22 protein-coding genes are annotated in these 23,885 nt (G+C 32.9%); 7 read left to right on the plus strand and 15 right to left on the minus strand.

Translation table 11 applies throughout. The annotated features are described in order from the left end of the window. Positions 1 to 211 precede the first annotated feature (211 nt). Positions 212 to 625: a hypothetical protein gene (locus LBU54_RS09630; protein WP_224528756.1), complete on the plus strand. Its 414-nt coding sequence runs from the start codon at positions 212 to 214 to the stop codon at positions 623 to 625. A 9-nt stretch (positions 626 to 634) separates the two neighbouring features. Here the strand turns inward: LBU54_RS09630 and LBU54_RS09635 are convergent, their stop codons facing one another. Together LBU54_RS09635 and LBU54_RS09640 are read right to left on the minus strand one after the other, a co-directional pair. Then, entirely contained in the window at positions 635 to 1,615 is a 981-nt protein-coding gene (locus LBU54_RS09635) for a PLP-dependent cysteine synthase family protein (RefSeq protein ID WP_224528758.1), read from the minus strand. Positions 1,616 to 1,680: 65 nt separating this feature from the next. Continuing rightward, a complete protein-coding gene (locus tag LBU54_RS09640; protein WP_224528761.1) occupies positions 1,681 to 2,913 on the minus strand; it encodes an ABC transporter permease in 1,233 nt (410 codons plus the stop codon). 8 nt (positions 2,914 to 2,921) lie between these two features. Between LBU54_RS09640 and LBU54_RS09645 the strand changes: the two genes are divergently transcribed. Then, entirely contained in the window at positions 2,922 to 4,157 is a 1,236-nt protein-coding gene (locus tag LBU54_RS09645) for an exo-beta-N-acetylmuramidase NamZ family protein (protein WP_224528764.1), read from the plus strand. A 1-nt stretch (position 4,158) separates the two neighbouring features. Here LBU54_RS09645 and LBU54_RS09650 read toward each other — a convergent pair whose 3' ends face one another. The 5 genes from LBU54_RS09650 to LBU54_RS09670 form a co-directional block, all read right to left on the minus strand. Then, positions 4,159 to 4,590: a hypothetical protein gene (locus LBU54_RS09650; RefSeq protein WP_224528767.1), complete on the minus strand. Its 432-nt coding sequence runs from the start codon at positions 4,588 to 4,590 to the stop codon at positions 4,159 to 4,161. Positions 4,591 to 4,737: 147 nt separating this feature from the next. Beyond that, positions 4,738 to 5,571, minus strand: coding sequence for a glycerophosphodiester phosphodiesterase family protein (locus LBU54_RS09655; RefSeq protein WP_224528769.1), 834 nt, complete (start codon positions 5,569 to 5,571; stop codon positions 4,738 to 4,740). Between the two features lie 28 nt (positions 5,572 to 5,599). Then, positions 5,600 to 6,442, minus strand: a complete 843-nt coding sequence (locus tag LBU54_RS09660; protein WP_224528771.1) for a sterol desaturase family protein — start codon at positions 6,440 to 6,442, stop codon at positions 5,600 to 5,602. A gap of 4 nt (positions 6,443 to 6,446) precedes the next feature. After that, the gene (locus tag LBU54_RS09665) at positions 6,447 to 7,346 is read right to left on the minus strand and encodes a hypothetical protein (RefSeq protein ID WP_224528773.1); all 900 of its coding nucleotides are present in this window, start codon (positions 7,344 to 7,346) and stop codon (positions 6,447 to 6,449) included. 46 nt (positions 7,347 to 7,392) lie between these two features. After that, complete coding sequence (locus LBU54_RS09670; RefSeq protein ID WP_224528775.1) at positions 7,393 to 7,887, minus strand: YkgJ family cysteine cluster protein; 495 nt, start codon at positions 7,885 to 7,887, stop codon at positions 7,393 to 7,395. A 54-nt stretch (positions 7,888 to 7,941) separates the two neighbouring features. Here LBU54_RS09670 and LBU54_RS09675 point away from each other — a divergent pair, with 54 nt between their 5' ends. Further along, on the plus strand, positions 7,942 to 8,646 hold the full coding sequence (locus tag LBU54_RS09675) for a class I SAM-dependent methyltransferase (protein WP_224528777.1): 705 nt from the start codon (positions 7,942 to 7,944) through the stop codon (positions 8,644 to 8,646). 10 nt (positions 8,647 to 8,656) lie between these two features. Here the strand turns inward: LBU54_RS09675 and LBU54_RS09680 are convergent, their stop codons facing one another. Both LBU54_RS09680 and LBU54_RS09685 read right to left on the minus strand, forming a co-directional pair. After that, positions 8,657 to 10,384 carry a TonB-dependent receptor gene (locus tag LBU54_RS09680; protein ID WP_224528779.1) on the minus strand — a complete coding sequence of 576 codons (1,728 nt, stop codon included), beginning with the start codon at positions 10,382 to 10,384 and terminating at the stop codon, positions 8,657 to 8,659. A gap of 35 nt (positions 10,385 to 10,419) precedes the next feature. Continuing rightward, positions 10,420 to 13,443 carry a tetratricopeptide repeat protein gene (locus LBU54_RS09685; protein WP_224528781.1) on the minus strand — a complete coding sequence of 1,008 codons (3,024 nt, stop codon included), beginning with the start codon at positions 13,441 to 13,443 and terminating at the stop codon, positions 10,420 to 10,422. A gap of 212 nt (positions 13,444 to 13,655) precedes the next feature. On the opposite strand from LBU54_RS09685, the gene LBU54_RS09690 reads away from it, so the two are divergent. The 3 genes from LBU54_RS09690 to LBU54_RS09700 are packed head-to-tail and all read left to right on the plus strand — an operon-like array spanning position 13,656 to position 16,589. Further along, entirely contained in the window at positions 13,656 to 14,339 is a 684-nt protein-coding gene (locus LBU54_RS09690; protein WP_224528783.1) for a cell division ATP-binding protein FtsE, read from the plus strand. A 17-nt stretch (positions 14,340 to 14,356) separates the two neighbouring features. Further along, positions 14,357 to 15,646 carry a capsular polysaccharide export protein, LipB/KpsS family gene (locus LBU54_RS09695; protein ID WP_224528786.1) on the plus strand — a complete coding sequence of 430 codons (1,290 nt, stop codon included), beginning with the start codon at positions 14,357 to 14,359 and terminating at the stop codon, positions 15,644 to 15,646. Position 15,647: 1 nt separating this feature from the next. Continuing rightward, positions 15,648 to 16,589 (plus strand): glycosyltransferase family 2 protein, encoded by a 942-nt coding sequence (locus LBU54_RS09700; protein WP_224528788.1) that lies wholly within the window; start codon positions 15,648 to 15,650, stop codon positions 16,587 to 16,589. Here LBU54_RS09700 and LBU54_RS09705 read toward each other — a convergent pair. Both LBU54_RS09705 and LBU54_RS09710 read right to left on the minus strand, forming a co-directional pair. Beyond that, positions 16,569 to 16,979: a sugar 3,4-ketoisomerase gene (locus LBU54_RS09705; protein ID WP_224528790.1), complete on the minus strand. Its 411-nt coding sequence runs from the start codon at positions 16,977 to 16,979 to the stop codon at positions 16,569 to 16,571. The genes LBU54_RS09700 and LBU54_RS09705 overlap by 21 nt on opposite strands. A 2-nt stretch (positions 16,980 to 16,981) precedes the next feature. Further along, on the minus strand, positions 16,982 to 18,076 hold the full coding sequence (locus LBU54_RS09710; RefSeq protein ID WP_224528792.1) for a glycosyltransferase: 1,095 nt from the start codon (positions 18,074 to 18,076) through the stop codon (positions 16,982 to 16,984). A 25-nt stretch (positions 18,077 to 18,101) separates the two neighbouring features. Between LBU54_RS09710 and LBU54_RS09715 the strand changes: the two genes are divergently transcribed. After that, positions 18,102 to 19,250 (plus strand): glycosyltransferase, encoded by a 1,149-nt coding sequence (locus tag LBU54_RS09715; RefSeq protein ID WP_224528794.1) that lies wholly within the window; start codon positions 18,102 to 18,104, stop codon positions 19,248 to 19,250. Here LBU54_RS09715 and LBU54_RS09720 read toward each other — a convergent pair. The 4 genes from LBU54_RS09720 to LBU54_RS09735 are packed head-to-tail and all read right to left on the minus strand — an operon-like array spanning position 19,240 to position 23,784. Beyond that, on the minus strand, positions 19,240 to 20,562 hold the full coding sequence (locus LBU54_RS09720) for an O-antigen translocase (RefSeq protein WP_224528796.1): 1,323 nt from the start codon (positions 20,560 to 20,562) through the stop codon (positions 19,240 to 19,242). The two genes, LBU54_RS09715 and LBU54_RS09720, sit on opposite strands and share 11 nt — an antisense overlap. Then, complete coding sequence (locus LBU54_RS09725; RefSeq protein ID WP_224528798.1) at positions 20,540 to 21,850, minus strand: O-antigen translocase; 1,311 nt, start codon at positions 21,848 to 21,850, stop codon at positions 20,540 to 20,542. The genes LBU54_RS09720 and LBU54_RS09725 overlap by 23 nt, the downstream gene beginning before the upstream one ends. Next, positions 21,851 to 22,948, minus strand: coding sequence for a DegT/DnrJ/EryC1/StrS family aminotransferase (locus LBU54_RS09730; RefSeq protein ID WP_224528799.1), 1,098 nt, complete (start codon positions 22,946 to 22,948; stop codon positions 21,851 to 21,853). Further along, complete coding sequence (locus LBU54_RS09735) at positions 22,945 to 23,784, minus strand: FemAB family protein (protein ID WP_224528801.1); 840 nt, start codon at positions 23,782 to 23,784, stop codon at positions 22,945 to 22,947. The genes LBU54_RS09730 and LBU54_RS09735 overlap by 4 nt, the downstream gene beginning before the upstream one ends. Positions 23,785 to 23,885 lie beyond the last annotated feature (101 nt).

Here is a 23,885-nt window from a genome sequence, read left to right on the forward strand (position 1 = left end):
TCAAAGTTTTAACTAAAAAAAATGCTCTATTAATTGAGTTAATCGAACTTACAGTAAAAATACAGGGCATTTTATACCTAATGCATTGTAATTTTTATATCACTATTCTAAGTCACGGTGTGCAAAATTCAATCTATATTAAAAACAGCATCATTTGTTAATTATTTTTTTGTTCCCGAACACTTTTTATAACTTTAAATAAAAAAGCATTATGAAACGTTTACTTTTACTTTTAACGGTTTTTTCATTCTGGTATGGCTGTAGTTATGAGGATAAACCAAAGTACTCAGCTATTGCTGATTTTATTGGCGAGTGGAAATTAGAAATTCGCACATTAAATAATAGTTTGCCAATTGAGTCTGGGGAAGAATCGCTGATTTTTTCTGAAGACAATAATTTTGAAGACCTCATAGGTCGTTATACATTGACCAGTGATACAGAAACGTCAGGATTATTTTTCGTTACTGGACTACCCTACGATTTAAATTTTGAAAGTACTTCTGGTGAGCTATTAACTTCAAGTTTCAACATATTAGATGGAATACTTACCCTTGAGTATCAGAACAACAATGGCGATAATGTACGCGAAATATGGCGAAAAGCCTTTTACCACGAAACTGAGTAAAGGTTTTAGTTAATCAATATAACCCATTTTACGCATCCAATCGTTGTTAAACATTTTTCCGACATAACGACTACCATGATCATGGAAGAGGACCACAACGACATCATCTGGCTTAAAATGTTCTTTAAGCTGTAACACTCCTTTTATAGCTGCACCTGCAGAATTACCTAGAAACATGCCTTCTTCCTTAGCAAGTCTTTGGGTATAAACAGCCGCGTCTTTATCAGTAACTTTTGTAAAACCATCTATAATATTGAAATTAACGTTGGCAGGTAATATGTCTTCACCAATGCCTTCTGTTACATATGGATAGATCTCATTCTCATCAAAAATACCTGTTTCGTGGTATTTTTTAAAAACAGAACCATAAGTATCAACACCCCAAACTTTTACATTTGGATTTTTCATTTTAAGATAGCTTCCCACTCCAGATATTGTTCCTCCTGTTCCCACACCTACCACAAAATGAGTTACCCTACCATCTGTTTGCTCCCAAATTTCAGGACCAGTAGTTTTAAAGTGTGCTTTACAATTACTTGGATTGTCGTATTGATTTACATACCATGAATTAGGTGTTTCTTCACCTAGTCTTTTAGAAACAGAATAATAACTTCTTGGATCATCTGGCTCAACATCCGTTGGGCAAACAATCACCTCAGCACCAACAGCCCTAAGCACATCCATTTTTTCTTTGGACTGCTTATCACTAATCACAAAAATGCACTTGTATCCCTTTACAATAGCTGCCAAGGCAAGTCCCATACCTGTATTTCCAGAAGTGCCTTCAATAATTGTGCCTCCTGGTTTTAACCTACCGTCTGCCTCTGCATCTTCTATCATCTGAAGTGCCATTCTGTCTTTAACGGAATTTCCAGGATTAAAGGTTTCATATTTTGCCAAAACCAAGCAAGGTAAATCCTCGACCAATTTATTTAATTTAACCAATGGTGTATTACCTATTGTTTCTAAAATGTTTTCAGCGTAATCCATAAATCTATTTTGCGATGCAAAATTAGTTAAAAGTGTTAACTAAATCGTTAAAAGTTAGTTATGTTTTAATCAAAGCGAATGGCCTTAATAGGCGAAATTTTTGCGACAATAACCGATGGAATCATGAGCATGAGCAAGCATGCAATAAAGGTCCCAATATTGAGATATAGGATATAATCCAAGCTTAGATAAACTGGTGCCTCGCTAACGTAATAAGTATCTGGATCTAATGGAAAAAGTTTAAAATATTTCTGAGCTAATAACATTCCTAGCCCAATCAGATTTCCCCAGAATAAACCTAAACCGATAAGATAAGAAGCATTGTAAAGAAAGATTTTTCTAATACTCCAATTTGAAGAACCAAGAGCTTTAAGGGTTCCGATCATTGTGGTACGTTCCAGTATTAATACCAGCAAGGCCGTAATCATATTAATTCCAGCAACGACGATCATAATGGCAATAATTCCATAGGTGTTATTGTCAAATATTTTAATCCATTCAAAAACGGTAAAGTACTTTTGATCTACAGCTCTTGCATTAAGTAAAGATGGTATTTCTTGATAGATGGCATTGGTTTTTTCTTCTAGCAATCTAAAGTCTTCAATAAAAACTTCAAAATTCCCGACTTCATTTGAATTCCATTTGTTTAATCGCTGTATATGCCTTAAATCTGCAATACAAATCTTTTCGTCTAACTCCTGAAATCCTGAATTATATATACCAACTATTTCATAGTTAATGATATTTGGAAGCCTATTTAAATTTTCACCAAACAAGGTTTGAAATTTGTCGCCAACGATAAATCCAAGTCGATTTGCCAAGTATTCAGAAATTAGAATTTCTTCATTGCGTTTCCCGGTGAAATCAGGCAGCCTGCCCGCAACAAGGAATTCCTCAAAGTATTGCCAATCGTAATCCGCTCCTACTCCTTTTACAACAACACCTTCAAAATCCGTTTCTGTTCTAATTACAGCAAACTTTGTAGCCACACCTTGTATGTGACGAATACCATCGATAGCATTGAACTCTGGATAAAATTCTTGTTTCAGTGCTATAGGTACTTGTGATTCATCCGAAGCGTTTGTATCGTAATTGGTAATCTCGACATGTCCATTAAATGCTACAACCTTATCTCTAATTTTTTGTTGAAGTCCGAGACCAGTAGCAATGGCAATTAGCATCACGATTATTCCAATGGCAATGGCCGCAATACCAATTTTAATAATTGGTGCTGATACACTACTTTTATACGTTTTATTGCCAATTATCCGTTTAGCTATAAACAATTCAAAATTCAAACCGATATATGCGTTTTAAGGTTTTCAAAAATACAGTTTTATTATTTGTTTTGGTTGCCATCTCTTGCGGTAATAAAACAAAAAATGAATGGGTTAAAAGTGACACTTCTACCCAACTTGTTCAAAAAGATTCCTCAGTGGTTGTTGGCGCTAACAGAATGGATTTATACTTACCCTTAGTTAACGGTAAACGCATAGGAATTGTTGCCAATCAAACTAGTGTTGTTTTTAATGATAATTCTTATACACATATAGTAGATTCATTATTAAAGCACAATGTAGATATTAAAACGGTCTTTGCTCCCGAACACGGTTTTAGAGGTACTGCCGATGCAGGTGAGTTTGTAAAGGATGGAATAGACACCAAAACCGGGATCCCAATTGTGTCACTATACGGAAAAAATAAAAAACCAAGTGTAGAACAATTACATGGTTTGGACCTGATTGTTTTTGATATACAAGATGTTGGTGCTCGCTTCTACACTTATATCTCTAGCTTACATTATGTGATGGAAGCTTGTGCTGAAAAAAATATTCCTGTTATAATTTTAGATAGACCAAACCCAAATGGCCATTATATAGACGGCCCAATTTTAGAAATGAAACATAAAAGCTTTGTTGGTATGCATCCTGTTCCCGTTGTTCACGGAATGACAATTGGCGAATATGCCAAAATGATTAATGGTGAAGGCTGGTTGGAAAACAATATTCAATGCGGTTTGGAAATAATTCCTATTAAAAATTACACACACAATACTGCCTATAGCTTACCTATTAAACCATCCCCAAATTTACCTAATGATACAGCAATTAATCTGTATCCTAGTTTATGTTTCTTTGAAGGTACTAACATTAGCGTTGGCAGAGGAACCAACAAACAGTTTCAAATAATTGGTAGCCCATTTTATTCATTGAAAAGTCATAATTATGAATTCACACCTATACCAAATGAAGGAGCGAAGTACCCTAAGCATCAGGGTAAACTATGCAGTGGTTATGATCTATCAAAAAATGAAAAACTCAACGACCTAAACTTAGAGTGGTTAGTTACGTTTTACAAAGCGAATAAACAATTTGCTAAAAAGGAAGCTTTTTTTACAAACTTCTTTACAACCTTAGCGGGAACTGAAAAGCTACAAAAACAAATAGAAGATGGATTGTCTATCGAAAAAATTAAAACAAGTTGGACAAAAGGGCTAATGGAATACGAACAAATGAGACAACCTTATTTGTTATATCCCTAATCTAATTATTTCCAGCGTTTATAGCATTAAATTTAACCGCAGAAGCAACTTTACTGGGCTTTGAAATTACTTCAGACACTACAGGTATTTCCTTTAAAATTCTGATTACAAAAACGATACGTTTTGGTGACTGTACGGCAACCATAACATGTTTACCAACTGACAATTTGTTTAAAGGTAATTTAAAGCTTGTATTATTAACGTAAAAATCTAATTCACGGGAATAGTCTTTATTTATAGAGTACAAGGAATTAATTTTCTTGTTACTTCTCAAAATTAAAGTATCCTTAGTTTTATTTAACTCATGAATTAAATCCTTGGCTTGGATATTTCTATTTTTTTCTAATTTGGCGTAGTGCTCTTGAGCTTGAAGTGTAAAACTCAATAAAAAAAGGAGAACTACAACTATGCAGATTCGTAATAAGTTTTTCAAAGCGAACTATTAAGTTAAACATAAACGTTTACTCAACAGTAATTAATCAATCCGCTGTAAACATAATTCTATTTACATAAATTGTACAACAAATCCCACAAAATGACTGAAAAAATAGAAGAACTGCATAAATTGTTAATAAACCTGTTAATAACTCCGATTTTCCAATAGGTCTATCAGACGGTCTGGGTAATCTGTAATTATTCCATCTACACCCATATCAATCAAATGGGTCATGTCTTTAACTTCATTTATAGTCCACGGGATTACTAAATGATTTTCAGCATGTAATGTCGAAATCAAATCTTTACTTAGCAATTTATAAAATGGACTAATAATTTTTGGTTTGAAGGATAAGGATTGTAGTTTCTTCAATATCTCCTCATCTTCCTCGACTAATAATGCGACAGGCATTTTTGGATCTTGTTTATTGATTTCTTCAAGGACGTTAATATCGAAAGATTGTAAGTTCGATCTATTGGTAAAACCAGAATCATTAATCTCCTTTAGAACAACTGATACGTACTCTCTTGGGAATGGGGTAAACTTGCCATAGTATTCCTCGTCGGATTTTATTTCTATGTTAAATCTCACATTAGCACCTAGAGACTCTACCAAGTCAAATAAATCTTTTAGGAGCGGTTTGTATGTTTTTAGTTTCTTTTGGTTTGGATATACTGGGTGAAACTTCGATCCACAATCGAAGTGTTTTATAGCTTCATAATTAAGTTTATAAAAATTGTATTGTAAAGCTTCATCTTCAGAAATTGTATTTCCATTTACATCATAACATATAACAGAATTGATGTAAGGCTCGTGTGATACTACAACTTTATTATCCTTTGAAATGACGATATCAAGTTCTAAGGTAGTAACACCTAATTCGATTGCTTTTTTAAATGCAGGAAGCGTATTTTCTGGGTATAATCCACGACAACCTCTATGGCCTTGAACATCTAATTTTGAATTTGCACAGCCCATCAAAACAATACTTGTTAAAAGAAATATTTTACTCCTCAAAGTCAGCAGAAAGCGTTGGTTTTTCGTACTTCTGAAATGGTTGTTTCAGTAATTCCGTAATATCACTATTCTTGGCTTCATCTGGAAAAACATCTACACCATACACTAATTTTTCTCTATCTAAGTACATATATGTACCAAAAATCCTGTCCCAAATACTAAAAATATTGCCATAATTTGAATCTGTATAGGGCAATCTGTAATGGTGATGCGTTTTGTGCATGTCTGGGGATACAATAATATAACTTAAAAACTTATCCAAACCTTTAGACATCTTAATATTGGCATGTGTGAATTGTGTAAACACCAAAGACATAGATTGATATAAAAACACTAAGGCAATTGGTGTTCCTACTAAAAAAACACCTAATAAAGTAAATGAAAACCTAATTACACTTTCAATTGGGTGATGCCTGTTGGCAGTAGTGGTATCTACCTTATGATCTGTATGGTGCACCAAATGCACCATCCATAATGGTTTTATTTTGTGCTCTACATAATGTGCCAAATATGCACCAAAGAAGTCAAGTAATAGCACCCCTAGAAGAGCATATAGCCACAATGGCATTTGAGGCAACCAATTGATGACACCAAAACTGTTTGCCGTAACCCAATCTGCTGTTCCAAGTAACATCCATGCCAAACTAAAATTTATAATTACCGTTGTTAGCGTAAAGAAAAGGTTAGGAATGGCGTGTTTCCACTTTTTATATCTAAATTTAAATAATGGTACGCCGCTTTCAAGAATCCAAAAGAAAGCCAAACCACCAACAAGAATAATACTCCTATGTGACGAAGGAATGGTTTCGAAGTAGTCAATTATGGTTTCCAACAATCTAAATATTTAGGTTTATTATTTTTTCTGCTTTCTTCAAATTTAAAGAAGAAACTTTACTTTTCCATAGTTGCGCTTCTTCTTGCTTTCCTAAACTCATATAAGCAGTGTAATACAAGAATGCCACAAACGCCTCGTTATCATCAAGAGATTGTTGTTTTTCTAGTCTTTTAAGTGATCTCAGTAATTTCTTAGGTCGTTTTAACAATAAATACTCTTGAATTTTTAAAAGTTCACATCGCATTAAAAGCGATTGTTTACCGTCAAGGTTTTCTGTTTTTACAAGTTCTTTGGCTTCTTCCAAGTAAATATTTGATAAATCAATAAGCTTTGTCCTAGTTCTTTCTCTTGTATACAAGGTAAGATCAAGATATTTTGATGCTAAGAAATAGGCTGAATAAAAACTTTTATCGGTATAGTAATTTCTTAGTTCGCTAGCTATAAATTCTGTATTTAGGGCATAGTCCTCGATAATTCCAGTAATATTTTGCAATGGCTCAATATTGCTACCTACATTTAAAATATTACCATTTATGTCCATGATTTTGATAGAATCGTCATTAAACTTATCAATGTACCTTAAGGAGCGTTTACCCTTTATTTTTAAATAATGTTCTTCGTATTTATCTTCGCTAACAATAACAGGAACAAAGTTTTGCCATATTAGTGGACTAATCTTTTCGTCAGAAAATAAATTTGGAATCACTAAGTAACGTCCCTTTTTATTCTGTACAACCACAGGATAATCATAAAAGGTAGACTCCTCCCAAACCATGAATATCATTTTATTCTGCACCAATGCCAACTTTTGGGCAATTTCTAAAGAACGCATCCACTGTTGGGCATGTAAAAACGAGCCGAACATGACAACCAAAAGGGGAACGACAATGTATTTTTTCATAGTTTCTTTAAATTGTTTGCATCAAAAATTATTCCACCACCATCTTTCAAATTTGAATCCTTTTCTTCATGTTTTCTACAATATTAAAGGCCGCGGGACAAATAGCAACGTTCTTTAACGTAAGATTAGAAATCTGATGAAATTTTTTCCTGTCTGTGTGAGGAAATTCCTTGCAAGCTTTTGGTCTAACCTCATAGATAGAACAATAATTATCTTGACCTAAAAATGTACAAGGAACAGATTGTAAAACATAGTCATTATCTTCATCGATTCTAAGATACATTTCAATAAACTTTTGAGGTTTTATTTTAAAATACTTGGAAATACGCAGTATATCCTTATCAGTAAACAAAGGGCCAGTAGTTTTGCAACAATTGGCACAAGTTAAACAATCTGTGCGCTCAAACTCTTCATCATGTAATTCTTGCATGATGAAATCTAATTTTTTGGGTGGTTTTTTTCGCAGTCTTTTAAAAAACGTCTTGTTTTCGTTATGCTTATCTTTGGCAAGCTTAAGGAGTTTTTCGATTTGATCCTGCATATCACAAATTTAATGAAACTTCAGAAGATAATATTAAAGTAATTTTGAAGATAAATGTATAAGGATGTCTTTGGAAAAGCCTTACTCGATTATCACAATGATAATTATACGGAGGATATCATAACATGGACAAATATCTCAGATAAAGATATGCTCCCGCTTCCCTATTTATTTAGAAATTTTGAGGAAATGCCAATGATAGAACAAGAGGCATTAAAACATTCTAATGGCAAGATTCTGGATGTGGGTTGTGGTACAGGCAACCATTCGTTGTGGTTACAAAATAAGGGATTTGAGGTAAAGGCTATAGATATCTCCATGGGTGCTGTTTCAGTTGCTAAGAGTAGAGGTGTTAATATTGTTGAACAAAAGCATTTGTTGGAAGAAACAGAAACTTATGACACTATACTTTTACTTATGAATGGCACCGGAATTTTTGAGGAATTGACTAAACTGAACCAATACCTTGAACATCTAAAATCACTTTTAACCAAAAAAGGTAAAATATTAATTGATTCGTCTGACATTCGATATATGTACGAAGACGAGGAAGGTAGTTACTGGATTGATCTAAACCAAAATTATTACGGAGAGTTAGATTATTATATCAGTTATAAAGGAGAAATCGAAACACCTATGAAGTGGTTGTATCTTGATTTTGACACTTTGAAAACCGCTTGTCAAACGGTTGGATTTAAGTGTTATAAAATCATAGATGGTCCACATTTTGATTATCTGGCACAATTGAAATTATTTTAAACAAAATGAATTAAAAATCAAACTGATACGTTGCACCAGCTAATGCTTGAATACCTTGAACTGGGAAATTTAAAAATCTCTGATAATCTTGATTTGTAATGTTGTTGACCTTTGCAAAAACCGAAAGTTGATCATTAATCTTATAACCTACATGTGCGTTGGCATCAAAGTAACTATCAAGAGTTACAGGCGTAGGATCAGGAAAAATAAGAGTACCAACTAGCAATAATTGGTCCTTACGTTCTCCAACATAAAAAGCGCTAGCTCCAGCATACCATTTTTCTGAAATCTGAAAATCCATAAAAATAGACCCAGTAATATCCGGCAAATTCCAAGCTTCTTGCTGATTGTCTAAAGAATAATTAAAATACTCACCTTTAATGCCTAAAGTGAAGTTTCTATTAACGTCTATATTAAGTTCTCCAGCAATAGAAAATGTTGTCACATCGTCATAAACAACACTGAATGAATTCCCATACTGATAATCTCTTGTAGCAAAGGTCTGCGCATCATTTGCTTTGAATAGAGGTTTGTTTTCCTCAGCGTAATAGTTGCCTTTAATATTATAGCTAACATTGTTTGAGAGTTTCCCTTTTAATCCCAAAAATCCACTATAGCGTTGATCTGTAGGTGATATAAATAACGTTGGGGAAACGAAAGGGTTTTGGTTGGAAAATTCTTGGTAAGAGTTTTGTATAAGGCCTCCTGTAATACCTCCATAGGCTATCAGTATTTCGTCTACCAACCTATATGATGCTTCAATATTTGGATATATAAAAAACTTGTTATCATCAAATTCATTATCATTTAAATAAACGAGTCTAAGACCTAAATCTACAGTTAAATCATCATGTTTTAATTGATAGGATGGCGATAAGCCCAATGTTGTATTTCCATATTTAAGTTCATCGGCAGAGGTATAAGTGTTATCAAAACTGCCACCAATATAATCTATGTAGAATGACGTGCTAAGCAATTCATCTTGAATTGGAATACTAAAACTTGTTTTGGCAATAAATCTATTTTCTCCAGAGTCTCGATTATCTGTAAATCGCCTAAATCTTACACTACCATCTTTAACTATTGCATCATCAAAATTCAATTTGCCACCCATATTAAATCCGCTAAAGGAGTATCCTGAATCTATGGAACCTGCCTCTTCAGGTCCAAAAAAGTTTTGAGGCAAACCATACCAGTTATAGGATCGTACGTCATAACCTGCATCAATTTTCCATGAAAAATCCCGCAATTTTTGAGAGTAATGTGCATTTAATACAGTCTTTGCAAAATCGTCATCCAATAATAAATCTTCAATACCTCCTTGTGATGAATGGTGGCTAAAATAACCACCTACATTTTCACTTCTATTTATAGCATGATTTAAATAGACTTCGCCCAGCACAGTAGTATAAGTGCCCACACCTAATGAAGCATAATTATCAAACAACTTTGTTGGTTTTGCCTTATCTACAGTTGCGGCCTTTCCTTTTGCAGGAGTGAAGGTTGATGCCACCGGAATAGAAAATATATTGTACTTAACAGGTTTTTTCTTCACAGAATTAGAATCACTTAATTTTGGTATATCCTTAATTTTAAAAGCGTCTGATATAGTAGGTTGATAAGGTCTCACAACATTAACTACTTGATCGTCTATGGTATCCTTTTTGCGATCTTGCCCGGCGACATTAAACAGGGTCATAGTTAAGATTACACTCGCGATTTTATATTTAATATTCATTGTGATTTCTTTGATTAAATAAGACTAAAACGGTATCAGTTTTTGTCTGTTTCGATTGATGAATTTGTTTTAGCCTGTTCTGTCTTGATTTTCTTCAACTCTATAGTAGCAGCTTCTGTAACATCATTAAACTCGCTGAAATTTGATATCACACTTTCTAGAATATAGGTTGCTTGAAAAGCATCATTTAAGGCATAATAGTTCTTGGCCATAACAACCAATCCTTTTGCGCTAAAGTATTTATAACTGCTGAAATCCTTGGCTAATTTTTGAATTGTTATATTGGATGCTTCATATTGCCCTTCCCTATTCTCAAAATAGGCGTTGTAATAAAGAGCTTCTGCCATTGTACTACCAGTTGCCGTTTTTTGAATCTTACTATAGGCTTCCTTTGCCTTATTTTCATTGCCTCTTTTTATGGCAGACCTTGCAATGATGAGCAGTGCATCGCTCTCAATCTTTTTGTTTAATTTGTCTTTGCTTAATACTTTTTCTGCATAATCATTAGCTTTGGCATAATCTGTCAATTGATAAAAAGCATTCATTAAATTAGATTGTGCATATAACGTATTCTGTGGATAGTCTGCTTCATTCTCTAGACGCTGTAAAATGGGAATGGCCATATCCCAACTTGAATTGGTTAAATAAATCTCACTCATTTTTACCATGGCTTGTTCTGTATATTCACTTCTGGGAGCTTCCATGACATACTTGAAATGCGGTTGTGCATTCTCGAATAAGTCTTTTTGGTAATATAGTTGGGCTAAATAAAAGTGGGATTTAAGCGCATTGATTCCATTTGGAAATTCAATTAAATATTTGTTGAATTGACGTATGGCATTATCCGTATCATTATCCAAATATGGTTTTTCTGCCGCCAGATACATGGTATTATCCAATTCTACATCTGAAACCTCAACATAATCTAATGATTTGACCCAATTGGCGTATTCATCCACTTTTCCTAAATCTATGTAGATTAGTCTGGCGGTAGAAACGGCCTGAACAGCTTCACCGGAACCAGGGAAATCACGTGCAACTCCTTTAAATTTTCTTAATGCGCTTTCATTATCATTTGTGTTGTAATACACGAGACCTTGACGCAGTAAAGCCTTAGATGTGAATGCACTTCTACGATACTCAGTATTTAAACGATCGTACATCTCCAGGGCTTTATCAATTTCTCCTGATTTCACATAGGTATTAGCTAACTCGTACATAGCGTCATCTCTTAAGGCAGACTTTGGATAACCATTTATAAACGTTTTTATTTCAATGATTTTCTGATTTCTATTTCCCAAATACCCATGACTCATTGCTTTTTGAAAAGATGCATAATCCGTTTCAATTTCATTAATCTGAATCGCTTTTTCGTATGCTTTAATAGCCTCATTATAGCGACTTGAAACAAAATATCCGTCACCTAACCTTAGGTAAGCATCATTGCGTCTAAGTCTATCATTTTGCTTTGTATTAATGTAAATATTAAAATATTCTGAAGCTTTATTATAATCCTTGAGCTTAAAATAAGTGTAGGCCAGGTTATAGTTCAAATTTTCACGTTCTGGAAGTGACTTTACTTCATCTCTTTCTGCAAACTGCTTAAACCCTACTAATGCTTCGTTGTAGTAAGATAAATTGTATTCCGTTTCTGCACGCCAATAGGTTGCTTTAGCAGCAAAAATGGGATCTCTTGGTTCGTTTAATGAATTATTGAACATATCTAACGCATCTTTATATCGTGCTTCATTATATAATTCTATCCCTCTAAAAAATGCTACTTTTTGATAAGCTAGCTTGTTTTCAAAACTGGTCTTTCCCTCCAATAGCTCTAATGCCTCGCTATAATTTTTTGATGTGATATATGAGTCAATTAGCAAAGTCTCAATTTCTTCCTTGAATGCGGTTTTTGGGTATTTTTCCAAATAGCCATATAATACTTGTGGTACGGACTGATAAGGATTACCAATCTCATAACTTATCTTTGCATAATTTAACCATGCATCTTCCTGAATTTTTAAATCAAAATCCATCTGGGAAGCATTCCTAAAGGCATTTAATGCCTCTTGCTTCTTATCTAAATTAATATAACTCTCACCCAAATGATAATATGCATTTTGGGCAACACTATTATTTCCATCTATTATTTTATTAAATTCTGAAATAGCACTTTCAAAATCTTTTTGCTTATAATACGCATAGCCTAATTGATAGTAATCCGTGTTATTCCATCTACCCCTTTTCCCTTTATAGGCTTTTAAATAGGGAATAGCTTCCTCATATTTCTCTAAATTGAAAAGACTCTCACCAATGATCTTATTTAGCTCAGATTTTTCGTCTGGGTTACCGTTTGGTAATTGTGCTTTGGCCAATTCAATTGCTTGTTCAAATTTTCCAAGTTTAAAATTTAGATCTGCTTGATAATACGACAGTTTTTCCTTGTATTTTTCGTTATCACTAACCTCATCAAAATATCTATTTGCGGTGTCATAATCGTCACCCTCATAGGCCATATAACCAATATAATATTTGGATTGTGAACCGTATTCCTTGCTATCTGTTACCCGTTTTAAATATTTCGTTGCTTGTTTTCTGCTGCCTGTAGAATAAAGACTGTACCCAAAGTTGAAGTAATAACGATTTCTTTCATTTCTTGAAATGCTTAACTCATCTACTTTTTCATACCATTTCCGTGCGTAGGCAAATTTTGAATTTTCAAAATAATAATCAGCTACATCCATAAAAGCGGTATTCTTTTTTGTACTGGTAGGATATTCTTCAACAAATTTCAAAATCAAATCGTCTGCATTTTGCTGGTTTAACATAACTGCACAATTTGCTATATAATATGCACAATCAGATTTCATTACTGCATCTCTAGTATTGTATTTTAAATCATCAAATAAAGATTGTGCTGCTTTAAATTGCTGATTATTATATAGGATAAGGGCCTTTTGATAGTCTACTAAATCACTTGTGTAAATCGCGGATTTTTGAGCATAACTAAACAACGTAGATATCATTAAAACTAAGCACAACCGCTTGATTGATCCGAGCATTGATTTCGTTTTTTGATTAATAAATTGTGATGAATCAAATATAATTTAATACAGAAGCTATAACGCTAGAATTTAGCTATAATTATAAACTGACTTATTAATTATTAACATTCAGACATTAAAAAAAATAATTCGTCGTTATTGTATCCTAAGCAACTTGACAATTGATTTTATTAATAATACTTTTACACTAATCAAACATTTAACCATTTATGTCCGAACCCGTTTTACAACTTAAAGACGCCACAATATACCAAGGAGAAAGCATGGTATTATCAAATATTAATTTTGAGATGCAAAAAGGGGATTTTGTCTATCTTATTGGTAAAACCGGAAGTGGTAAAAGTAGCTTTATGAAAACGCTCTACGGAGACTTAGAATTGACCGAAGGTGAAGGTTCTGTTGTTGATTTTAATTTGAGAACGATGAAGGAAAAGGATATTCCCTTTCTAAGACGCAAATTAGGGGTCGTTTTTCAGGATTTTAAATTGTTACCAGACAGAACGGTTAATAGCAATTTAGAGTTTGTACTCAGAGCCACTGGATGGAAGGATAAAGTAGACATAAAACAAAAAATTGAAAGTGTTTTGGACAAGGTAGACATGAAAACCAAAGGCTTTAAATTTCCACATGAATTATCTGGAGGGGAACAGCAGCGTATCGCAATAGCTAGAGCTTTGCTAAATGATCCTGAACTGATACTGGCAGACGAGCCTACCGGAAATCTAGATCCCCAAACTAGTATTGAGGTTATGGAAGTACTCCAAGACATTAACAAAAATGGAAATACCATTTTAATGGCAACTCACGATTATGCTTTACTTTTAAAATATCCGAGCAAAACACTTAAGTGCGACCAAAACAAAGTATTTGAAGTTGTACAACGCAAAAACTAAAGCCAATATTCCTTCTTATGAATGTAATCTGTGTAGGTTATTTTGACAAACACTCAAGATTTTTTCTTGATATAAGAAAATGGCTAAAACAGAAGACAACTAAAAAGATAAATTTTAATTGCTATAGCATACATATTAGTGGTTTTTTATATGCATTTTTCAGGCTACAACCCAACTCAATTATTACGTTTAAAGCATGGCTAAATGCTTACCTTAAAAGAAAATACTACAAAGAGATTATTGAAACCTCTGATATCTACAAAGGAATAAAATACTCGAATTTTATTGATTTCCATTTAAAACTAAATAAAGGGATTTCTAAGCGAGCCCTGAAATTACAAGCACTTTCATATATAGATATATTAGATAAGGTATACGATAACAAAAGACCAGATTACTTAATTTCTCTTGGTGATTCTAGATTATGCGTTGAAATTGCAATTGCTATCGCAAAACACAGAAATATTCAAATTTATTACCTAGAACAGGGACCATTCAATACCACTTTTTTTGATGAAGAGGGTGTAAATGCAAACCTAAGTATTAGAAATAAACCATCAAACAAAATCAAAGCAAAGTCACCCAATTCGCAAACTGATATAGTTACGGAAAAATACAATCGCTCTCCTCTTTATCGAGGTATAGATATACTAATAATGAAATTGTTTGAAAAAACTAGGCTATATCCACCAGACTTAAAATTTACAGATATAATTACCTACAGAAAGAATGCGGGAAAAACTAAATCATCACTAACTAAAACTACTGAATATGCTCTTTTTGCAATGCAACTACCCCTCGACGTAAATCTTATAAATCATAGCCCATTGTATGACTCACATTTTGTAATGATTAAAGACATTTATGAAAATTTACCTAAAGGATTGAAATTAGTAGTAAGAGAACATCCACTTTATCTACGAAAATATGGCAAGGAATTTTACAACTATTTAGATTCCAAAAATATTGAAATCGATAATACCTCAACTCTAGAAGTTGCATTAAAGGAAGCTAAGGTTGTTATCGTGAATAATTCAACTGTTGGTTTAGAAGCTATAAAAATATATAAATCTGTTGTGGTTCTAGGTGATACATTTTATGACAATGAAAAAATATGTTTAAAATTGAAAAGCAAAACCAATTTATCCCAGATTTTAAAGCAAGCATTAGAACAAAAAATTAACAAACAAGAAATAGATGCATTTTTTGAACAATTGTATAATTCTGTAATGCTGAAAGGAAGTATAACAGACAAGAATTTGACTGCCTCAAAAACAATAGCCAACCACTTAATTTCAAAGCATTAACATGCCGTTTTTTTCTGTCATAATACCACTATATAATAAAGAAGACTACATTTCTGAATGTCTTGAGAGTGCCTTAAATCAGACTTTTAAGGATTACGAAATTATCATTGTTAATGACGGCTCTACGGACAACAGCATAAAGTTGGTAGAGAATTTTAAATCGGATAAGATTAGGCTGTTTCATCAGGAAAATCAAGGTGCTAGTAAGGCAAGAAATAATGCCACAAATTTTTCAACAGGTAAATATTTAGCTTTCTTAGATGCAGACGATATCTGGAAAACTAACCATTTGGCTTGTCTTTATGAAAGCATTAGTACTTTTAAAGACTGTGGAATTTACACTAACAATTATTTCATTAAGCACAGCAATTCTATAACTGCTCCTGCAAAATTCAATTTTAAATTCAATGGTGATAAACCTTTTATACTAGATGATTTTTTTAAAGCAAGTTTGCATGAAACGGTAGTCTGGACTTCGGCATGTTCAATTAAGAAGTCTAAGTTTATAGATTACGGCATGTTTAATCCTGTTTATTTAAGCAGTCAAGATTTAGATATGTGGATAAGGATAGCCCTAAATGAAGCAGTGGTTTTTCACCCTAAGCGCACTATGATTTACAATAAATCCATTGAAAATAGTCTTGGTAAAATAGAAGATAATGATGCACGCTTTATATTATTAAGTTCGTTTAAAAACAAAGAAAAAGAGAACCCTAGTTTAAAAGCGTATTTAGATTTAAAGCGCTATGGTCTTGCATTACGAACCAAAATTAATGGTGAAGAAAAAATTCATTCAGAAACGGTAAAATTGATAGATATAAGAAATTTAAGTGTAAAACAAAAACTCCTTCTTAGAACACCTGCTTTCCTACTTATGATTATGAATAACATAAGACCTTATCTTATTAAAAATAGACTGTATCTAGCTATTTTTAAAAGCTAGAAAGTCGTTAAAATTCCTGATATAATCATCCTCATTATATTGAGCTGATGCTAATACCAAGCAAACACAACCAGAAGAGAAGTTGTCTATTTCCCGCCAGATACCTGGAACAATCAATAAGCCTTTATGAGGTTTATTTAAGTTTATTATTTTGGTGGTTTCCCCATCCTTTAAATGCACATCAAAACTTCCAGAGAGTGGAATTAAAAGTTGATACAGTTCTTTGTGCGCATGTCCTCCCCTGAATGCATCAGAAGGTACATCGTACAAGTAGTAAACACGCTCAATCGGAAAAGGTATAGTTGTACCTTCAATAACAGCAAGTAAACCTCTTTCGTCATGAACTCTGGGAATTTCAATCAGTTCGACATTCTCTATTTTTGAATTCATTTTTAGGATTCTAATAATTTTTGCCATTGCAAGGCTATATTCGACATGGCAAAAGTCATAACACTACTCCTTGCATTTTGCTTGCAGCTAAGATATAACTTTTCATCTTCTACAAATCTATTCAGACCTTTAGCTAATGTTAATTCATTATTGTTTTCTACCAATAATCCATTATGGCCATTTTCTAAAACACCGTCTTTATAATTATCATACATAACGCTAACCACGGGAATTCCGCAAGCTAGAGATTCCAATACGGTCATAGGAAAACCTTCATAACGGCTACTCAACACTGTAAATCTCGAATTAACAATGTACTTAAATGGATTATCAGAAAAAGGCAGGACAATGACATGTTCTTTCAATTTTAAGTCAGAAATTAGGTTGAGTATATCTACTTTATCCTTGCCATCTCCCATTAGTATTAGCTTGATTGCCCTGTCTTTTAGAATAGACTGATTGTAAGATTCCACCAATAGTTTTAAGTTTTTTTGTTCATCCTCAAAACGACCATACCACAGTACAAAATCAATTTGGTCTTTTAGCGTCTGTATTTTTAGTTTATCTAAATAATCAAAATCGATAGGGTTGTAAATGGTGTCTAAATTTTTAAAACCATAAGTACTAGCTACTTTGTTGGTAATTCCATTAGAGACGGAAACAATAGCTTTTGAACGCTTATACAGTAATTTAGTTAACCATTTTACTGGAGGGAAATACAAATCAATTGCATGATTATGTACAATATAAATTGTGGCTTTTGGATAGATTAAACCAGATAATATATGCTCAGAAAATAATTTAGTCCTAACCCTATGGTCTATGAGAATATCAATTTTTTTCTCAGTGATAAAACGCTTTAGCAAACGTAATCTGTTAAACCTACCTAATAAGGTATCTTTCTTCTCTTTTATTTCTCCAAGATTAAATAATTGGCCTTTATATGGATAGGAAATACTATTTAAAATTGTGACGATGTACACCTGATAACCAAGATTGGCAAGCATGATAGATTGCAAGGATGCTACGCGGTCTGCTCCACCTTCACTGAGTGATCGGCAAACTATACATATTCTTTTTTTATGATTACTTTGCATATAAATTGGAAGGTAAAGATATTAAATGAAAGTATTACTTTTTGGAGAATACAACAGAGCACAATGGAACATTAAGAAAGGGCTAGAAAATCTCGGTCACGAAGCCGTTGTGGTAAGTCTAAGGGATGGGTTTAAGAAAGTAGATGTTGATATTGAAATTAAGGATCATTTTACATCTTATGCTCTTAAAAAAATCAGAAATCTTTTAATTAGACTTTTTGGTTTTGATATTTCAGCATGGAGTATTAAACGCCAGATTAAAGCCAAAAAAGATAAACTCTCAAACTTTGATATCGTTCAATTGGTAAATGAAGCACCATTCGATTTTAATAGGAAACACCAAAAGATAATCTTCGATTGGTTAAAAGATTGGAATAAAACCATCTTTTTGTTGTCTTGCGGATTAGATTATCCCAGCGTAAAATATGCTTATGATAAGAAATTTAGATATTCCGTATTAACCCCATATTTTGAAGGCAAGGGAAGCAAAAGAGACTTCTCTCCTGCCTTAAGCTATATTTCTGAGGAGCATGTAGAATTTCATCATTATATCTTCAATCATATATCTGGTGTTATTTCAAATGATCTCGATTATCATTTACCATTAATAGGATATAAAAAATATCTTGGTATGATTCCGCATGCTATAGATACTTCTAAACTAAAATACCAAAGACCAGTCATAACGGATAAAGTTATTATTTTTCACGGCATTAATACCTTCAACTATTTTAAAAAAGGAAATGATATTTTTGATCAGGCATTACAAATAGTCGAGGAAAGGTACAGCACTAAAGCAGAGATTATAATTACGAAGAATTTACCCTATAAAGATTACATAAAAAGCTTTGACAAAGCGCATATCTTATTAGATCAGGTTTATGCTTATGACCAAGGTTTTAATGCCCTAGAAGCTATGGCCAAAGGTAAAGTTGTATTTACTGGCGCTGAAAAAGAATGGGAAGATTACTTTAATGTGGAAGGAGATACAATAGCCCTTAACGCTTTACCTGATCCGGTTTTAATCGCAAACAAACTCATTTGGTTGATTGAAAATCCCAAAAAAATAATAGAAATTTCTAAAAAGGCACGCAAGTTTGTTGAAGACCATCATAATTATGTAGCATGTGCAGACAAATATTTAGAAATTTGGAAAGAGGCCATTATGCATTAATCTTAGATTGTTTTCTGTAATACAGATGCACAAAAATTATAACCACGATTAGATATACAGCATATCTTACAAAGTGTGCAATTACAACCCCCTCCGTACCATAATTATTTAAAAATAGCTTTGTTAAAACATAGAATAAGACAAGAGAAATCAATTCAGTAATAACAAAACTAGATACTAACTTTTTTGCCAAAAACTGATAGGCCAAAACTAACGCGCAAAGTCTAATGAAATCCCCTAACAGCTGCCACTTAAAAAGTGGTTCCATTCCCGTAAAATTCGGATAGATTAATTGAATAATATAGTTGCGCGATAAATAAACCAATAGCATACCGATAAAAAATATCGGTAGAATTGTTTTATAAATAGTAAGAACTTCTCGAGTAAATTCTAATCGACCATGGATACTTGCGAATCTCGGCAAAACATAAAGCGTAAAAAGGCCTGTTGCAAAAACCATGTAATTTTTTGAAATAAAGGTAATTGCAGTCCAATAGCCTGCTTCGTTGATATTTATTTCATCCGTAACTAAAGTTCGTATCTCTAATTCAATATAATTGATTAAAAAAGCTGAAATGAAGGACATTAAAGTAAAAGCCATAAGGTTTTTACGATAATCTAATTGAAGTTTAAAGTTCTTTAATTTTACATACTGTGTTAAGGTCTTTCCAAAAATAGCCACAAGAGTTATAAGCTGAATTATAGGTGCAATAACAATTGCAATTATTACACCTTGTAGATTATAGCTGTATAACCCAACTACCAAAATAACAGAAGCGATCAAATAACTAATAAGTTCAATTTTGGCATACTTCTTATAGTCGGATAATCCATTGACCACACCACTTATGACCCTGCTAAGAGCTATAAAAGGTACTATGATTGCCAATACCTTAAACACATAAGTAAACTCATTACTTTTGAACACATAGTTTGTAAAATAATCTGCCCCAACAAACAAAACCAAAGCAGAAATAATTGCGCCTAAAAGCAAAAAAACAGTCGCTGTAGAAAAAACTTTTGTAAGTTCTGGACGGTTGTTCTTAAATTCGGAAACATACTTTACCAGTCCACTAAAAGTACCAAGTGTTGAAGTACTTGAAAGCATAGCGAGGATATTCCGAATCTGACCAATACTAGCGATACCAGCCTCTCCAACCGTTACGGCTAACAGTCTTTGAATTATAACAGAAACGATTAACCTTATTGAAATAACAACAGCATTTAAAGAGGTTATCTTTAAAACAATGTTATTTCTAATAAAATCCGGAAATTTCAATATTACAGTATTAGCTTTCTTCGAGTCCTTCATCTGACAAAACTCCAAACAAAGAACTACCAAAAATTAGCAATATAATTCCAAAATGCATAAAATAACTTAAACAATGGCCCATTACTGCTCCTACAAGCCCGTAAGCATCAATAAGGTATATGCTTGAAAAGTATATAATTACAAATAGAAAAATCTCAATAACAATGAAATGTGCAAACATCTTTTTTGCCAAAAACTGATATGCAATAACCATAGATAATACCCTCATAAAATCCCCAAGGATCTGGTATCCAAATAAGTCTTCAACAGGTTGAAATTCCTCAGTAAATAGAATGTTTACCAGTACAGATCTACTTAAGTAAATTATAAGCAAAATCAAACCAAAAACAGGTATTATAGTCTTGTAAAAACTGAGTACTTCCTTTCTAAATTCCTTCTTGGTTGTAATTTCAGAAAATCTTGGTAATATATACAATGCCATTAAGGAATTGATAAACATTAAATAATAGTCCGAAACTCTATTCATTGCTTGCCAATAACCAGCCTCTTTCAACCCTATTTCTGCGATAATGTAGTTTCTTATTATAATTAAAACCACTGGTATCGCTATTGAAGAAACTAATGCTATAAGCATGTAAGGACTTAATCTATCAAGAATGGAAAAACTAAAATTAGTTATTTTAATTAAGTTTATAAGACTTTTTCGGTATAGAATACCAACTATAGATATTAGCAAATTAAGGGCTGGAGTAATTACCACCGCTACCAGTGCGCCATCAATATTGTCTTGCCATATCAGCAAAATGGTTACCAACAAACCAAGTATCTGCCCTATTATATTAATAATGAATAGAATTTTATACTTTGAAAAACCATTCATTATTGAAAACACAAACATGTTTAGCGCATAAAATGGTAGGACAATAGCCAAATATTCAATTACATAGGTGTACTTATAATTGCCTTGAAAAATGAGACTGTTAATAAATTCCGCATTGTAATAACATAATAAGGCAAGGATCATTGAGGTAAAAAATCCAATATAAAATACTGTAGACAGGGTTTTGCTCAGTTCTCTGGCGTCATTTTTAAACTTATCAATATATTTTACAACTCCTTTATAAAGTCCAACTATAGCTAGGGATTGGATCGCACTTAAAAAATTCCGCAAGTTACCAATTAATGCCATGCCTTCTGCACCGATAAAAACTGCGATAAACTTGGAAATTAAGATTCCGGCAATAATCTTTATACTAATATTTGCCGTATTAAGACTTGCGGCCTTATTTAAGACTTCAGTGTTTATATAGTTGAATAATTTTTTCAATTAGTAGGCATTTAGAACTTGGATAATGGCGTTCACTTCTTCTTTTGTCATTACTGGGCTTATAGGTAAACTAATTACGTTTTGATGAATCCTCTCTGTTATGGGTAAACTCAAAGTTGAATACTCTTTTAATGCTTCCTGCTTGTGAGGTGGTATTGGATAATGAATTAGCCAACCAATCTTATTATTATTTAAATACTGAGTAAACGCTTCTCTGTTTTTGACCTCAACAATAAAAGCATAGAACACATGGTTTTTTGCACCACTATAATATGGAAGTTTCAGCTTAGGATTGGCAATTTCTTTTAAATAGCGCATTGCAATTTCTCTACGACGTTGATTGTCGTTGTCAAGTACTTTTAACTTTATAGATAAAAACGAAGCCTGTATACCATCTAATCTCGTATTGTATCCTTTTAGGGCATTTTGATATTTTGCTGTGCATCCATAGTTGGACAACTTTCGAACCATATCATTTAGCTCTTTATCGTTTGTTGTTATAGCTCCTCCGTCACCTAGTGCTCCCAAATTTTTACTAGGATAAAAACTGAAAGCACTGGCATCTCCAAGGTTACCAGCTTTGCCATCTTCATTGTATGCACCGTGTGCCTGAGCTGCGTCTTCAATTAAAAAAATAGCTTTCGATTTGATAAGTGTTTTAATGGCACTAACGTCAGCTAATTGACCATAAAGATGAACCACAATTATTGCTTTAATATCATCAGTTAGGTAAGGGCTTATGGTATCAGCAGTTATATTATAGGTTTTGGGGTCTGGTTCAACAAATATAGGTTCCAATCCAGCATGAATAACAGAGAGTACAGTTGCAATAAAAGTATTAGCAGGAACTATAACTTTATCACCAATTTTTAACCTACCTATTTCAATATAACCTTTTAAGATTAATGTCAAGGCATCTAGACCATTTCCAGTTCCTATACAATAGGATGTACCGCAATAGTCGCTAAATTCTTTTTCAAAACTAGAAACATTATTCCCAAGAATATATTGAGCATTGCTAATATCATTGTCTAGTGAAGCATGAAACTGATTCTTGAATCTAGCGTTAATTTTATGTAGATCTAAAAAGGGTATCATACTAATTTAATTTCATAATAATCCTGTTGGTACTCCTTACAACCCAACTCAATTTTTTGCCTCATTAGGCCTACGTTATAGCCTTCAGGATAGGCGTCATCCATAACAGTTCCCATTGAAAAATAACGTTTACCTTCTGTCTTGTATTTGTAAATTAATTCAATAAACAAATATTCCAATGCACGTTGGTTTTCGCCAAGATCATTCGTTGCACCGTATTGGGACTTTACAACATGGCCTTTGTCAAAAATAGTAATACCGGCTAGAATCTCTCCCTTTAAATAGATATTATACTGCTTTATCTGTTCAATGAATCTCGATTTTAAAAGGGTTATTTCATTCAAAGTATGCACAGGGCTAGTGTTATGTCTGGATTTTAAGCGCGGGATGAGCACACGATTCCAAAAACTTTCGAAGCTACTTTCCTCTCTTATTTCAAAACCCTTAATATGGTTCTTACGGTAATGCTTAAGTTTTGTTTTATGAATATTCAAGGGTAAACTATAGTCTATCGCCAGGACCTTATTGCTATGGTACAAAATAGAACTAATACCTTGAAGATAATTTGTTACCCGCTTTGAGTTGGCTGATTGATAAATGACGGGTAAACTTCTTATCTTCAGATATTCAATTTCAAATTCAATTAAGTAATCTCGTAATGCAATGAATATTGAATCTATACTATAATTGCTTTCTAGAAAAAGGCCACCATAGGTTAAACCTTGATGTGAATAAAGGGTGTTGTCTTTAAGATTGGCAGGAAGCAACCCAATTAGGCTATTTCCCATATAAATCATTAATGAAAAATCTTCAAATCTATCACTATGATAGTCCATAAAATTCCTTTTGAACAAAAAGGTCATCTCTGGTGATGAATCCACAAAGTCATCCCAAATTTCAATATCGTTAGTGCTATATTTCTTAATCTGTATAATAA

The organism is Winogradskyella alexanderae, from assembly GCF_020166335.1.
GTDB classification, from domain to species: domain Bacteria; phylum Bacteroidota; class Bacteroidia; order Flavobacteriales; family Flavobacteriaceae; genus Winogradskyella; species Winogradskyella alexanderae.